Here is a 13,859-nt window from a genome sequence, read left to right as displayed (position 1 = left end):
GTTGTAAAACTTTGTCGCTTTGCGCCTCTGAACCTTTGAACCTTAATTTAACGCATCATGAAAAATAATCCCTAAGGTATGTCTTTCACCAGAATGAATTTCGCTTACACCATGTTTCATATTGACACGATAATATCCTTTTGAACCTTTTACGGGTCTGAAATTGGTTGTAAAAATGAGAATATCTCCTTTCTTTGGTTTTAAGACAATCGCTTTAGATTGTGCTCTTGGAGTTTGCTGTGTTAGAACAAATTCACCGCCAGTAAAATCTTCATCAGGTTCATTTAGAAAAAGCACAATTTGAATAGGGAAATAAATATCGCCATACAAATCCTGATGCAAAGTATTAAAGCCGCTTTTGCCGTATTTCAGAATTAAAACAGTGGCTTTAAGCTGGTTATTATCATGGCATTGTTTTAATAGTTCTTCGTGTTTGTCCGGAAAAATAGTATTGATATTTAGCGCTTTCATCCATGCATTGGCAACAGCTGCCAGCTTTGGATAGATGGAAGAACGAATATCCTGAATCAAATCTGGCAGAGGATAATTGAAATACTTGTATTCGCCTAAACCAAACCTGTAGCGTTCCATAACAACCGTTTTTCGGTATAAAGAAGGATTGTCATAATCGAATTTCAGATCTTCACATTGTTCGTTATTTAGGATATTTGGAATTATAGCGAATCCATTTTCATGCATAGATTCGGTGATGCTTTCCCAGTTTTGAGAAGCAATTTTAGATTGTATATTTTGCATAATAATTTTAGATGAAGTAAAGTTTCCAGTGATGAATAATCATTGGAATTTGGAATTTAAAATTTGGGATTTTACAATTATTACAGATTTACCTGTGCGCCTTCCCAGCCAATAATCGCTGTTTTTCGGGTATTTCCCCACATATAACCGCCAAAAACTCCCGAAGATTGGATTACACGGTGGCAAGGAATTAAAAATGCGACAGGATTACTGCCAATCGCAGTTCCAACGGCTCTCGAAGCATTTGGTTTTTGAATTTGATGCGCAATAGTGCCGTATGTAGAAAGTTGTCCCATCGGGATTTTTAGTAAAGTTTCCCAGACTTTCAGCTGAAAATCGGTTCCTTTTAAATGCAGTTTAATTTCAGATAATTTACTCCAGTCATTTTGGAAAATGAAAAGTGCATTTTGTTGTGCTAAATCTAGTTTTCGTGAGAAAGAAGCATTTGGGAATTTATTTTTCAAATCAGCAAAGCCAATAGTTTCATCTTCGGCGAAAGCCATAAAACAAACACCTTTTTGGGTCGATGCTACGATGATATTCCCAAACGGACTTTCGGCAAAACTGTAGTTTATTTCCAGGTTTTTTCCTCCGTTTTTATATTCGGCCGGAGTCATTCCTTCGATATTTACAAATAGATCATGTAATCGGCTGGTGCCCGAAAGACCAGTTTCGTAAGCCGTTTCAGAAATTGTAGCCTGATTTTCTTTGAGTAATTTTTTTGCGTGTTCCAGACTGGTATATTGCAAGAACTTCTTCGGACTTGTTCCTGCCCAATCGCTGAAAAGTCTCTGAAAGTGAAACGGACTCAAATGCACTTTGGCTGCAACCTCATCAAGATTAGGCTGCTCTTTAAAATTTGCTTTGATATAATCTATCGCATCTGCAATACGATTATAATTGATGGTTTCCTGTGTGTTCATTTTCATTCAATTTTATAAAGCAAAGATCGATTGGTTTTTGCGGGTATAAAATCCGAAACTTGCTGAGTTTTTTTCTAACCGCAAAGGCGAAAAGATTTACGCAAAGCTCGCAATATTTTTAATCTCGCAAAGACGCAGAGTCGCAAAGATTTTTCTCAATTTTGTCTTCCTGAGCGAAGTCGAAGGATGTCAAAGTAAGTCTACAAAGATTATAAACTTAAAAAATAAAACTTTGCGACTCTGCGTCTTTGCGAGATTATATTGTTCGTTATAATTCTTTTTTCATTTTATAGTTAATGATTTCAACGTCGTTTACCCTATTTTTTTGTTCTGCTTTTACTACAAATCTTTTCTTTTCAAAAAATGGTTTTGCAGTGATGCTGATATCCGAAGTTATCATTTTTGAATGCTGTTTTTTAGCTTCAAGTTCTAATTCCGTTAAAAGCTTATCCGCAATTCCCTGCCGTTGAAAGTCTTTGTGAATATAAAAGAAATCTATATAATTACCATCTTTTAAAGTTCCAAAACCAGCGATTTGATGATTGATAATTGCAAGCAATACCAATTGTTTGTTGATTACCTCAACCCAGCGTTCTGTATTTTTGACACCAGAAATCCAGGCTTCTATTTGAGCTGTATTATAATCGTTTTTGCAGACAGATTGTATGGTTTCGATATACAATTGCTGCATTTCGGCAAGGTCTGAGATTTTGGCTTTTTTGAAAATCATCAATAGTTTGATTTTTAGCGTAATACTGTTTGTGATAGTGTCAAATGATACTATCATTTGTTGACTCAAAAAGTTTTAATGCGCCGTAGTTTTAGAAAAAACATTAATTACAACAACGCCAATTATAATTAAACTCAATCCAATTATGGCAGGTAAATCTGGTATTTCTTTGAAGAATATAGCACCAATAGCGGTAATTAAAACAATACCAACACCAGACCAAATGGCATAAGCAAATCCAACCGGAATTGTTCTAATCGCAAAACTTAAAAAATAAAAAGCAGCGAAGTAGCCAATAAGTGTAATGATACTGGGAATAAGCTGTGTAAATTGTTCCGACTTTTTTAGTGCCGATGTCGCGATGATTTCGAATATAATGGCAATGAATAAAAATAAAAAATTCTTCATGGTTTACGTTTTTTACAAAGTTAAGCTTTGTTTGAAACGGAAAAGAGTTTATCGAATATGAATTTCATCTTCTTTATTTTTTGCCTCATCAAAGCAGTCAATGCATAGCATTTTAAAATCGGCATTGGCTTGAAAAACGTCGGTCCATTCTTCTCCATTATCCAGAAGATATTGTTCACATTGTTCGCACCAGGCAATCTGCGGAAGGTCTTCTTCTGCTTCAGAATAATAAAAACCTGTTTTTTCTTTTGAATCTATTGTCATTGCAATGTGAATACAGCCGAAAGTCATTTCTTTTGAACCATGTATTTCACATAAAACTTTTTCGATCATAATTTTTTTTGATGTTCTGGGTTTCAAATTTAAACTTAAAATTTTAGTAGTTATAAATAATTAGAAGACTATTTAAAGTTATTGGTCTATGCATGCGTGAGGGATAGTAGCAGGCTGCCGAAGCAGCGCGGATAGCCCGACATGATTTAAGAAAAGGCCTAATGCACGCAAAGTATATTTAGGCCTTTTTTTAAATTATGGCACGCCCAGATGAATTTTTGAATTCAGATTTTAGATTAAAAATTGCTATGGATTGAATGATAATCCTACGCTGAAAAATAATCGTACTTTGTTGATATTATTGATCCATGAAGTGTCAAAATGAATAGGGCCTAAAATGGATTGATAAGAAATTGCTGCGCCTCCGGATAGTACAAGGCTGGGATCAAGGCCGTCATCCCATTTTCCTTTTGGACTAAATGCTTTGTTGATGTATTTCTCAAAAGATTCAAACCCAACAGTTGCAATATTAAAATGGGGAGTCAGGTAGATTTTTCCCATAAGATTTATTTGAGAAGCTATTTTTAAGCCCATATATTGCGAAACATTGAGTTCGTCTTCATGGAGGCCGGGAAATGAAAATCGATTACTGCCGGAGCTTGGTATAATGCCGCCTAAGAAATATTTTGAGGCATAACCAAAATCCGAATAGGGGATTTGATCTTCTTTAAGTTTGTCTTCAAAAATAAAGTAAGAATCGAACCCAATGATTCCTGTAATTTTCTTTTTTAAGAGCGCTCTTTTTTGATAACTGAAACCAAATTTTGTATAACCATTGGTAGCACCAGATATGCTTGAATGATTTGGGTCGTTAAAAGAGGTGTAGACATCTGTTAGCAATGATCGGGCTACATTTGCTTTTATAATTGTTCCATTTTCAGCAAAGAAAACTTTATCCATATCATTATAAGAATAATGCATGTTTAATTCTATGCTGTTTAAGGAATAATTCCTGATATCGATCGAGTTAGGATTGTATTCTCTATCGTATTTTGGTTTTAGATTAGAGTATTGATAATGCAATCCATAACCAAAATAGCTTTTAAGGGAGTTTATATTTCTGTTAATTTCATTAGTAAATTCAACAGAATTATACAGTACATTATCTGAAGCTTTGCCATTAAAGAAAATTTCTTGTCTCAATAAGGCTCCATAAAGTTCAGATGACCACCACCAATCCCGGTTTCCTCCAAAATTTTTCTGATAATTGATTCGTGCTTTTGGCTGCTCGGCTATATCCACTGTTACCAGAAGTCGGGATGCTCTGGCGAGAACATTTCTGGCGGTGTAATTAAAAATGAGTCCAACACCTCGATAAGTGTCGTAATGTACCGATGTGTTTAGTTGGTTTTTGGCACGTTCATGGCCAAAGATTGTAACGCCTAGTTTGTCGCCGTCTTTAATGAAATAGTTGTACGTAATCTCGTCAAAAAGATTGGTTCCCATGGCTCTGTTGATACCTGCTATTAAATCTTTTGTGGTATATTTTACATGTGTTTTAAGATTTATTCTTCCTAATACCAGAGCAAGGTTTTCCGGACTGATTTTTTTGTACACAATCGTATCCAAAATAATTTCTGAAGGCATGTGTGGTAATTCGTGAATTCGCTGTTGATATCCTTTTAATTTTTCGGATAACGCTATTAAAGCCGGAAGATTTTCGTTTGTTGCAATTTTACCATCTTTATAGATTTCGGCACTATCTGCAAAATCTGCAGTCGAAAAACGAAGGTTGGGCATGTGATCTACTAAGATATCACAGAGTTTTCTATTGGCAGGATTCTTAATGTTGCTCGGGAACATACTGGTTTGCGTGAGTATAGTGATAACATTGTTCAGTTTGTCTATGGGTTCCAATCCGCCGCCGACATCACTGCCAATAATAATATCAGCGCCCATTTGTTTGGCAACATCTGTAGGGAAATTATTTAAAACGCCTCCGTCAACCAAAACTGTTTTTTCATACGACATAGGCTTGAAAATAGCAGGGAGCGACATACTGGCTCTCATGGCATAGGCTAAGCTTCCTTTGCTTAAAATAACCTCTTTCCCTTCGGATAAATCAGTAGCCATGGCTCTAAAGGGAATGGGCAGACTGTCAAAATCTCTAATGTTATATACTGGGTAAGTTAACTCAGAAAGATATTCTCTTAAATTTTGATCATTTAATAAAGAGCCAATACTGTTCAGTCTTTTGTTTTTAATCCCAATTCCAACTAAATACCGCTGAAATTCTCTTTTTTCTTCTACACTGACAGATTTTAATGACTGGCCTCCTCCAAGTAATCTATCCCAATTAATGTTTTTGGTTAGTTTTTCTATGCTGTCACCAGAATATCCCATTGCATATAAACCGCCTATTATACTTCCCATACTATTTCCAACAATAAGATCTGGAACAATGTGCAGGGAATCTAGTTTTTGCAAAAGAGGGATATGTGCAATTCCTTTTGCACCGCCGCCACTTAACACTAAGACGACTTTAGGCTTTTTTTCCTGAGAAAAAATAAAGTGCGGAAGACACAACAGAAATAATAAGAGGAATAAATAAGATGTTTTTTTCAAGAGTACAGTTTTTATGTAGTTGAGAAATAGTAACTTATTCTGATTCTTAAAATTAAGGAGTTATTCTTAAAAAAGTATATTTTTTATAGAAATCTTTTTGAATCAGAAATAAGTCTCTCACTTTTTAAAAAGAAAACCCGACAAGTTTAAAAAACTGTCGGGTTTGATATGTAATTAAAGAAATCTAAAATTAGAAATCTATAATCTAAATTTACTAGTATCTGTAGTATTCTGGTTTGAATGGACCCTCAACTGGAACACCAATATAAGCTGCTTGATCTTCTCTTAAAACTTCAAGTTCAACGCCTAATTTAGCTAAGTGTAAAGCAGCAACTTTTTCATCTAAATGTTTTGGTAACATGTAAACTTCATTTTTGTAAGCTGCGCTGTTGTTCCATAATTCAATTTGTGCCAAAGTTTGGTTTGTAAATGAGTTACTCATTACAAAACTTGGGTGACCTGTAGCACAACCAAGGTTTACTAAACGACCTTCTGCCAAGATAATGATATCTTTTCCAGCGATGTTGTATTTGTCAACTTGTGGTTTGATTTCGATTTTAGATGCACCGTGGTTTTTGTTTAACCAAGCCATATCAATTTCGTTATCGAAGTGACCAATGTTACAAACAACAGTTTTATCTTTCATTTGCTCGAAGTGCTCTCCAAGAACGATATCTTTGTTTCCTGTAGTTGTAATGATGATATCAGCATTAGCAATAACAGTGTTTAATTTTTTAACTTCATAACCGTCCATTGCAGCTTGTAAAGCACAAATTGGATCAATTTCAGTAACGGTTACAATAGATCCAGCACCTCTAAAAGAAGCAGCAGTTCCTTTTCCAACGTCACCGTATCCGCAAACGATAACTCTTTTTCCAGCTAACATTAAGTCAGTTGCACGACGTACAGCATCTACAGCAGATTCTTTACATCCGTATTTGTTATCAAATTTAGATTTAGTAACAGAATCGTTAATATTGATTGCAGGCATTGGCAAAGTTCCAGCTTTTACTCTTTCGTAAAGTCTGTGAACTCCAGTTGTAGTTTCTTCAGAAAGACCTTTAATTCCAGGAACTAATTCTGGGTAACGATCAATAACCATGTTAGTTAAATCTCCACCATCATCAAGAATCATGTTCAATGGTTTTCTGTCTTCACCAAAGAATAAAGTTTGCTCAATACACCAGTCAAATGATTCTTCATCAAGACCTTTCCAGGCATAAACCTGAATTCCGGCAGCAGCAATAGCAGCAGCAGCCTGATCCTGAGTAGAGAAAATGTTACAAGAAGACCAAGTAACTTCAGCACCAAGAGCAATTAACGTTTCGATTAAAACAGCAGTTTGAATCGTCATGTGTAAACATCCAGCAATACGAGCACCTTTTAATGGTTGTTCGTCTTTATATTCAGCGCGAAGTGCCATTAAACCTGGCATTTCAGCTTCAGCTAGTTCAATTTCTTTTCTTCCCCAAGCCGCTAGAGAAATGTCTTTTACTTTGAAAGCCACATAAGGCGTAGTTGTAGTACTCATTTATAGTGTATATTTGTATATTGTAAAATTTTTGCAAATTTACGGAATAGGTTTTTAATTTTAGTAATTTCTATAAGATTTGTGAAATCTTTAATTTCTTAATCTTTAGAATGTTACTCTAGAAATTGTTTTTAACCATATAAGTGATGTAAGTTCATTTAAAAAAGATTCTGAAACTATTACCTTTGTCACGAATTCCTTATATTTACTAATGCATTATTTAAGCCAACAGTTATATTTTCTTAAATGACTTATATGGTTTAAAATTTATCACCAATAATTTATAATTAACCATTCATAATTTACAATTAAAAAGTAATGCCTTTATTTCAGACCATACAATTTAACGATACGACTAAAATTTTAATTTGGGAAATAACAGAATCCTTAGAGGAGTTATTGAGTAAAGTTGTGCTGAAAGAAAAAACACAAAAGAGACTGGATGGAATGAGATCTCAAATGCATCAGCGTGCTTTTTTGAGTGTTCGTATGCTGATTCAGGAAATGGGTTTTACAGATAAGGATTTGCATTATGACGAGTTTGGAAAACCTTATTTCGATTGTCATAATTACATCTCAATAACACATTCCTATCATTTTGCGGCAATTATTATAAGCCACGAAACCGTAGGAATTGATATGGAATTGCAGCGCGAAAAAATTCTTCGCATTGCAGATAAATTTGTCGATACAGAATTTGAATACTTAAATCCTGATGTTTTAGAAGAATATGTAAAGAAGCTTACTGTAATCTGGGGAGCTAAAGAAGCGATTTTTAAAATTAGAAACGAAAAAGGAATTAGTTTTAAAGACCATATTAGAGTAGGCGATTTTTCTTTAAAGCAACCGCAGACTCAGGCAAGTCTTCATTTTGATGATTTGGTTAAAGATTTTGATGTGCATTACGAAGAAATCAAATCAGATAATTTTGAAGGAAACTTTACTTTGGTTTATGCTTTTGAGAAATAACCGTAAAGATTGGTCATTGCGAGGAACGAAGAAATCTCATTTGCTAAATCAATTATAGTGAGGTTGCTTCGTTCCTCGCAATGACTGTTGAACTATTAAATCTCACTTTCTTTTTGTCTGTGCTGAAACATACTCATATATAGAAAAGTGCTCATTTTACGGGCACGTCTTTTTAAAATTTCTACATTTTCGCCTTCAAAATGTTCGTCTAAAGTTTGTGCCCAATGATTAAGCCAGATGCCGAATTCGTTTACCGTGATTTTTTCATCAAAATGCTCGTCAACTTCATTATGAACCGCATGCGGATTTCCTTTGTATTTTTTTACAGCAAACAAATTGGTTTCCCAAAAATCAGTTAGTTTTTCCAGGTGTGCATCCCAATCGGTTATTATTTCATTAAAATAAAAGCCGATTTCAGCATCGGCTCTTATTTTGTCATAGAATTGATTCACCAAAAACACGATATCAGCTCTATTTTCTATTTGTTTTTTCACAGAACAAAGGTGTTTAAAAGAATTAGTGCAATACTTATAAATGCACTTAGAATAATAAGATTAAAAACCATTTTATGTTTCATTTGTGCTAATATAGAAGTGTTTGCAAAAACGCAAGCCAGAACAATTATGGCCAGCTGAATCATTTGCGTAATTGAGGTTCCGTTTGCTAAAACATACATTGCTGCAGCGCCTCCTAAACAGCTTTGACCAATTACAGCCATTGCAGCAGAACCCATATAGTTTTTATTGAAATTTTCGAATGTTGTTTGATAAAGTGTCATGGTATTTAGTTTTTATACCAACAAAGGTACGCTCGCAATACCCCTGCTATTTATGACTTAAATCATAAAACGAGAACTTTTTTATCTGTATACTTTCCTGTTTATGATCTTCAATTCGCCTTTCTTTTCTAAGGCTTTTATGGCTCTAATGACCGTTTCGACACGCAAACCGGTTAAATCTCCTATTTGCTGTCTGGTAAAGTTGATGAGGTAGCCGTTTGTATCTTTTTTAAAATTAAAATAAGCAATTCCGTGATCAATTAATTTTAAAACCCGATGTTCCGGTTCGTGCGTAGAAATTTCTGCTGCCATAACCGATTTGTAATACAAACGCTGTGCAAGATTTTCGATTATTTTAATGCTGATTGCCGGGTTTTCTTCCAGCAGTTTCATGAAGTTGGTTTTTGGGAGAAGAAAAACTTCGCTGTCTTCAACCGCAATAGAATTGGCGGGATATTTTTGGTTTAGAAATAATGGAGGTTCTCCAAAAGACTGTTCTTTATAAAAGATACCCTGAATAAATTCGCGTCCGTCATCATTATAATTACTCATTTTGATTTCGCCCGAAATTATCTGGTAATAATGCGCCGGCAGATTTCCTTCTTCAAAAATAATTTCACTTTTGCCGAAAGTCTTTTTTATAGCGCCATATTTTTCTAATAGTGCAGCCGTAATCATAATTTGTTTTTGTTTGATTATTAACAGAGACATTACAAATATAATTCATTCGAAATAGTTCTTCTACGTTAAAAACTTTTTACTTTTACGCCCATTATGGAGCAAAAATTACTTTCGATTCACGAACAAATTTTAGAGGCTAAGAAAAATGGGCAAAAGCTGCTGGCCATACTTCTGGATCCGGACAAAATCGTTTGGGAACAACTAGACCATTTATTAGCTAAAATAAATGAATCTCCGGCTACACATATATTTGTTGGCGGAAGTATTGTTCAAAGCACTATTTTAGAAGATTTAATTGCCCAGTTAAAGCAAAAAACAAACCTGCCGGTTATTATATTTCCAGGTGATCCATCGCAGATTTCCCCACAAGCGGATGCTATTTTGTTTTTGTCATTATTATCCGGAAGAAATCCGGATTATTTAATAGAATATCAGGTCCAGGCAGCTCCAATCTTAAAAAAGACAAATCTTGAAGTTATTTCAACAGGATATATTTTGATCGAAAGCGGCAATGAAACTGCCGTTGCGCGCGTTAGTAAAACCGAACCGCTGAATCGTGAAAATTTTGATCTGGCTCTTGCTACAGCGCAGGCAGGCGAAATGTTGGGAAATAAGTTAATTTATTTGGAGGCTGGAAGCGGTGCAAAAAAGCCGGTTCCTTTGGAAATGATAGCGTTAATTGCTCAAAATATAGAAATTCCTGTAATTGTTGGTGGAGGAATTGTAGATTTGCACGGAATTAAAGAAGCCTATAATGCGGGGGCAGATTTAGTAGTCATTGGAACTGCTTTTGAAAACGACAGCCATTTTTTTGATTCATCAATTTAACAGCACACAAATACCACAAAAATGATTGACTTTTTTCTAGATAGTTATAAAAATACTCCGTTATGGCATATTGCTTTGGAGTTTCTGGTATTTGTTTTTGGAATTTTAAGTGTTTGGTTTGCCAAAAAAGAAAATATTTGGGTTTACCCAACAGGATTAATTGCAACTGTAATTTCCGTGTATCTTTTATATGTCGCTGGTTATATTGGTGATATGATTATCAATGGGTATTTCTCCATTATGAGTATTTATGGCTGGTATGTTTGGGCAAAAGGCGCAACAGTCGAAGATAATCTGCCTATTACAAGAACAAACTTTAATGAAAAAATAATTGGAGTTTTACTGTTTTTCGTAACTGTTTTCGTAGTTTTCGGGATTTATAAATATTTCGATTACGAAATACACAAAGACAATTATGTCGATATGATATCGTCTGGGATATTTTTTGCTGGAATGTGGTATATGGCAAGGAAAAAAATCGAAAACTGGACACTTTGGATTATCGGTGATATTATTGTAGTGCCTCTTTATGCTTATCGCGGCTTAGGGATGCTGTCACTTCAGTATTTAATTTTTACAATTTTGGCTATTTCAGCTTATTTAGAATGGAGAAAAATCTTAGACAGCAAAAAACAACAATCATAAAAATTGCGTTGTTTGGTCCTGAAAGTACAGGCAAAACAACTTTGGCAAAACAACTGGCAGATTATTATGAAACCGAATGGGTTCCTGAATTTGCACGCGATTACCTGCAGGAAAAATGGGAAGAAAATCAGCATATTTGCGTTGCCGATGATATGATGCCTATTGCTTATGGGCAGACTGCTTTAGAAAACGAAAAACTTGCTGCAGCTAAAAAGTATTTGTTCTGTGATACCAATTTAATGGTTACCAAAGTTTTTTCAGAAGTATATTATGGTTTTTGTGATCCGCTTTTAAATGAAGCTGCACTAGATCATGAATATGATTTATTTTTTCTAACAGACATTGATGTGCCTTGGGAAAAAGACGATATTAGAGATACTGCGGAAGGAAGAGAAACCGTTTTTTCTGTTTTTAAACAAGCCTTAATTGATACTAAAAAACCTTTTATAACCCTTTCAGGAGATAAAGAAAGCCGTTTAGCAAAAGCCATAACGATTGTTGATGCTTTGGGTGCTTTGAAAGAAAAAGGATTATCATCTGAAGATTTTGTCGAAATCTACAATCATGGTATTCCTTTCGAAAATATACTAAAACAATTAAAAATATTTAAAAAAGGAATAGCAAAGAGCAACTTAATCAGCCCGGCAACAATTAGCAACGGAATTTTAAGTTTATCTGAAGCTGATTTTGAAGAAAAAGCCGCTTTTTTTGATGATCAAAAAGAAAAATTGAAAATCAAAAAGTTTGTTCCGGCTTCTGGCGCAGCAACCAGAATGTTCAAGTTTTTAACTGCTTTTTTGAATGATTTCGATATTCAAAAAGAAACCATAAATGCTTACATGAACAGACAAAATGACAAGGAATTGGCTATTTTTATTGTAGGTATGGAGAAGTTTCCTTTTTTTAAAACAGTTCACGAAAAACTAAAAGAGATTTATCCGGATTTTGAAACGCTGGAAAGAGACTATAAAAATTACTATTTTATAAAATTGCTATTATCGCAAGACTATTATAATTCAGCAAATAAGCCAAAAGCGGTTTTACCTTTTCATTTATATAATAATACGCATATTGCAAATCCAATAGAAGAGCATTTGAACGAATGTGTACATTATGCTACCTCCGAAGGAGTTTCTAATCTGCATTTTACAGTTTCAGAAATTCATCAGGATTTGTTTGAAACAGCTGTTGCTGAAGTTAGAGAGAAAATAGAAAAACCATCGGGAACAAAAATTAATATTGGATATTCTTATCAAAATAAAAGTACAGATTCTATCAACGTTGACTCAAAAAACAAAATTGTTAGAAGTTCAAACGGCAATTTAGTCTTTAGACCCGGCGGGCATGGAGCTTTAATTGAAAACTTGAATAATCTGGATTCAGACATTATTTTTATTAAAAACATCGATAATGTAATTCAAAATCATATTGATAAAATTACGTTGTACAAAAAAGCTTTAGGCGGCATTTTAATCGCAGTACAACAAAAAGTATTTGGATATTTAAGTGCTATTGATAAGAATGAAATAGCTGAAGCTGATCTTTCTGAAATTATCGATGTTCTGACACAAAAAATGAATATTCAAATGGGAGAAGATTTTAATAAATTTACTTTTGAAAATAAACTTATTAAGATCAAAGAATTGCTGGACAGGCCAATTAGGGTTTGCGGAATGGTTCGAAATGAAGGAGAACCAGGCGGAGGACCGTTTTGGGTAATGAATGAAAAAGGGGAAGTTTCACTGCAGATTGTAGAAACGTCTCAGGTTGATCTGACCAATAAAAAACAGCTTGAAATTCTCGAAGAAGCAACACATTTTAATCCAGTTGATTTAGTCTGCGGTATTAAAAATTACAAAGGAGAAAAATTTGATTTAAAACAATATGTAGATCAAAAATCTGGATTTATTGTTGAGAAAAGCGTTGAAGGAAAAGCGGTTAAAAGTTACGAATTACCAGGATTGTGGAATGGTTCAATGGCGAATTGGTTAACTGTTTTTGTTGCTGTTCCGTTAATTACTTTTAATCCGGTGAAAACAGTAAACGATTTATTAAAACCAGCGCATCAGCCACAATAATGGATAGCGATAAAATCATATCAGAATTAAGTTTTAAGGCCGTTAGAAGCAGTGGTGCAGGCGGGCAAAATGTAAATAAGGTTTCGTCGAAAGTAGTTTTGTCTTTTGATTTGAATGCTTCTCAGGCTTTATCCGAAGAAGAAAAACTGCTTTTACAGACAAATATTGCCTCTCGTTTAACAATCGAAAATATTTTGGTTTTAAACTGCGACGAAGACAGAAGCCAGCTTAAAAATAAAGATATTGTTATAAAACGTTTTTTGGAAATAATTAAAAAAGGATTGTATGTTTCAAAAGTTAGAAAAGCCACAAAAATTCCAAAATCGGTAATCAAAAAAAGAATTAAGGACAAAAAGAATATTTCTGATTTAAAACAATCTAGAAAGAAACCGAACTTGGATTAAATCCCAATTTTATAAAATTCAAAATCCAAATTCCAAAAGTCATTTTAATTTTTGGAATTTGGATTTTTTTTATTGGAATTTCTTTCTTTAGAATTCGATTTTTTAACATTACATTTGCACTGTCTCAAAGGGGTGCTCTAAATAACGAGCTGAGATCATACCCAAAGAACCTGGGCGAGTAATGTTGCTAAGGGAAAAAACGACAAATTACAGTATATCACTATGCTTTG

Annotated in this window: 15 protein-coding genes; 5 read left to right on the top strand and 10 right to left on the bottom strand. The window is 34.2% G+C overall.

The genetic code is table 11. The features are described from left to right. Window positions 1–42 precede the first annotated feature (42 nt). From AC1RRQ_RS05705 to ahcY, 7 genes are all read right to left on the bottom strand, one after another. Window positions 43–756 carry a 2OG-Fe(II) oxygenase gene (locus AC1RRQ_RS05705; protein WP_493022056.1) on the bottom strand — a complete coding sequence of 238 codons (714 nt, stop codon included), beginning with the start codon at window positions 754–756 and terminating at the stop codon, window positions 43–45. Between the two features lie 80 nt (window positions 757–836). After that, window positions 837–1,679 (bottom strand): bifunctional helix-turn-helix domain-containing protein/methylated-DNA--[protein]-cysteine S-methyltransferase, encoded by an 843-nt coding sequence (locus AC1RRQ_RS05700; RefSeq protein WP_493022055.1) that lies wholly within the window; start codon window positions 1,677–1,679, stop codon window positions 837–839. Window positions 1,680–1,947: 268 nt separating this feature from the next. Continuing rightward, window positions 1,948–2,466, bottom strand: a complete 519-nt coding sequence (locus AC1RRQ_RS05695; protein ID WP_493022054.1) for a GNAT family N-acetyltransferase — start codon at window positions 2,464–2,466, stop codon at window positions 1,948–1,950. Window positions 2,467–2,484: 18 nt separating this feature from the next. Continuing rightward, complete coding sequence (locus tag AC1RRQ_RS05690; RefSeq protein ID WP_493022053.1) at window positions 2,485–2,817, bottom strand: DMT family transporter; 333 nt, start codon at window positions 2,815–2,817, stop codon at window positions 2,485–2,487. A 48-nt stretch (window positions 2,818–2,865) separates the two neighbouring features. Then, on the bottom strand, window positions 2,866–3,150 hold the full coding sequence (locus AC1RRQ_RS05685; protein WP_493022052.1) for a hypothetical protein: 285 nt from the start codon (window positions 3,148–3,150) through the stop codon (window positions 2,866–2,868). A 246-nt stretch (window positions 3,151–3,396) separates the two neighbouring features. Beyond that, window positions 3,397–5,715 (bottom strand): patatin-like phospholipase family protein, encoded by a 2,319-nt coding sequence (locus AC1RRQ_RS05680; RefSeq protein WP_493022051.1) that lies wholly within the window; start codon window positions 5,713–5,715, stop codon window positions 3,397–3,399. Between the two features lie 214 nt (window positions 5,716–5,929). Beyond that, window positions 5,930–7,246 carry an adenosylhomocysteinase gene (gene ahcY / locus AC1RRQ_RS05675; RefSeq protein WP_493022050.1) on the bottom strand — a complete coding sequence of 439 codons (1,317 nt, stop codon included), beginning with the start codon at window positions 7,244–7,246 and terminating at the stop codon, window positions 5,930–5,932. A 318-nt stretch (window positions 7,247–7,564) separates the two neighbouring features. On the opposite strand from ahcY, the gene AC1RRQ_RS05670 reads away from it, so the two are divergent. Beyond that, the gene (locus AC1RRQ_RS05670; RefSeq protein ID WP_493022049.1) at window positions 7,565–8,215 is read left to right on the top strand and encodes a 4'-phosphopantetheinyl transferase family protein; all 651 of its coding nucleotides are present in this window, start codon (window positions 7,565–7,567) and stop codon (window positions 8,213–8,215) included. A gap of 95 nt (window positions 8,216–8,310) precedes the next feature. On the opposite strand, the gene AC1RRQ_RS05665 is transcribed toward AC1RRQ_RS05670, so the two are convergent. The 3 genes from AC1RRQ_RS05665 to AC1RRQ_RS05655 form a co-directional block, all read right to left on the bottom strand. Continuing rightward, window positions 8,311–8,709, bottom strand: a complete 399-nt coding sequence (locus tag AC1RRQ_RS05665; RefSeq protein WP_493022048.1) for a group III truncated hemoglobin — start codon at window positions 8,707–8,709, stop codon at window positions 8,311–8,313. Continuing rightward, the gene (locus tag AC1RRQ_RS05660) at window positions 8,706–8,993 is read right to left on the bottom strand and encodes a hypothetical protein (protein ID WP_493022047.1); all 288 of its coding nucleotides are present in this window, start codon (window positions 8,991–8,993) and stop codon (window positions 8,706–8,708) included. The genes AC1RRQ_RS05665 and AC1RRQ_RS05660 overlap by 4 nt, the downstream gene beginning before the upstream one ends. An 81-nt stretch (window positions 8,994–9,074) precedes the next feature. Then, window positions 9,075–9,671 carry a Crp/Fnr family transcriptional regulator gene (locus AC1RRQ_RS05655; RefSeq protein WP_493022046.1) on the bottom strand — a complete coding sequence of 199 codons (597 nt, stop codon included), beginning with the start codon at window positions 9,669–9,671 and terminating at the stop codon, window positions 9,075–9,077. Window positions 9,672–9,767: 96 nt separating this feature from the next. Here AC1RRQ_RS05655 and AC1RRQ_RS05650 point away from each other — a divergent pair, with 96 nt between their 5' ends. The 4 genes from AC1RRQ_RS05650 to arfB are packed head-to-tail and all read left to right on the top strand — an operon-like array spanning window position 9,768 to window position 13,629. Next, window positions 9,768–10,502, top strand: a complete 735-nt coding sequence (locus AC1RRQ_RS05650; RefSeq protein ID WP_493022045.1) for a phosphoglycerol geranylgeranyltransferase — start codon at window positions 9,768–9,770, stop codon at window positions 10,500–10,502. Between the two features lie 21 nt (window positions 10,503–10,523). Continuing rightward, complete coding sequence (gene pnuC, locus AC1RRQ_RS05645) at window positions 10,524–11,147, top strand: nicotinamide riboside transporter PnuC (RefSeq protein WP_493022044.1); 624 nt, start codon at window positions 10,524–10,526, stop codon at window positions 11,145–11,147. Next, entirely contained in the window at window positions 11,108–13,225 is a 2,118-nt protein-coding gene (locus AC1RRQ_RS05640; RefSeq protein ID WP_493022043.1) for a DUF4301 family protein, read from the top strand. The genes pnuC and AC1RRQ_RS05640 overlap by 40 nt, the downstream gene beginning before the upstream one ends. Further along, window positions 13,225–13,629, top strand: coding sequence for an alternative ribosome rescue aminoacyl-tRNA hydrolase ArfB (gene arfB / locus AC1RRQ_RS05635; protein ID WP_493022042.1), 405 nt, complete (start codon window positions 13,225–13,227; stop codon window positions 13,627–13,629). Before AC1RRQ_RS05640 ends, arfB begins: the two co-directional genes overlap by 1 nt. Window positions 13,630–13,859 lie beyond the last annotated feature (230 nt).

This window comes from Flavobacterium sp. GW821-FHT12A05, from assembly GCF_058807735.1.
Note: the sequence above shows the minus strand (reverse complement) of the source record. Positions and strands in the feature narration are given on the sequence as shown.

Coding starts and splice junctions, on each gene's coding strand:
- arfB (WP_493022042.1), top strand. CDS start 13,225: ATGGATAGCGATAAAATCATATCAGAATTAAGTTTTAAGGCCGTTAGA.
- AC1RRQ_RS05670 (WP_493022049.1), top strand. CDS start 7,565: ATGCCTTTATTTCAGACCATACAATTTAACGATACGACTAAAATTTTA.
- AC1RRQ_RS05695 (WP_493022054.1), bottom strand. CDS start 2,466: ATGATAGTATCATTTGACACTATCACAAACAGTATTACGCTAAAAATC.
- AC1RRQ_RS05660 (WP_493022047.1), bottom strand. CDS start 8,993: ATGACACTTTATCAAACAACATTCGAAAATTTCAATAAAAACTATATG.
- AC1RRQ_RS05685 (WP_493022052.1), bottom strand. CDS start 3,150: ATGATCGAAAAAGTTTTATGTGAAATACATGGTTCAAAAGAAATGACT.
- AC1RRQ_RS05650 (WP_493022045.1), top strand. CDS start 9,768: ATGGAGCAAAAATTACTTTCGATTCACGAACAAATTTTAGAGGCTAAG.
- pnuC (WP_493022044.1), top strand. CDS start 10,524: ATGATTGACTTTTTTCTAGATAGTTATAAAAATACTCCGTTATGGCAT.
- AC1RRQ_RS05690 (WP_493022053.1), bottom strand. CDS start 2,817: ATGAAGAATTTTTTATTTTTATTCATTGCCATTATATTCGAAATCATC.
- AC1RRQ_RS05640 (WP_493022043.1), top strand. CDS start 11,108: ATGGAGAAAAATCTTAGACAGCAAAAAACAACAATCATAAAAATTGCG.
- AC1RRQ_RS05705 (WP_493022056.1), bottom strand. CDS start 756: ATGCAAAATATACAATCTAAAATTGCTTCTCAAAACTGGGAAAGCATC.
- AC1RRQ_RS05700 (WP_493022055.1), bottom strand. CDS start 1,679: ATGAACACACAGGAAACCATCAATTATAATCGTATTGCAGATGCGATA.
- AC1RRQ_RS05655 (WP_493022046.1), bottom strand. CDS start 9,671: ATGATTACGGCTGCACTATTAGAAAAATATGGCGCTATAAAAAAGACT.
- ahcY (WP_493022050.1), bottom strand. CDS start 7,246: ATGAGTACTACAACTACGCCTTATGTGGCTTTCAAAGTAAAAGACATT.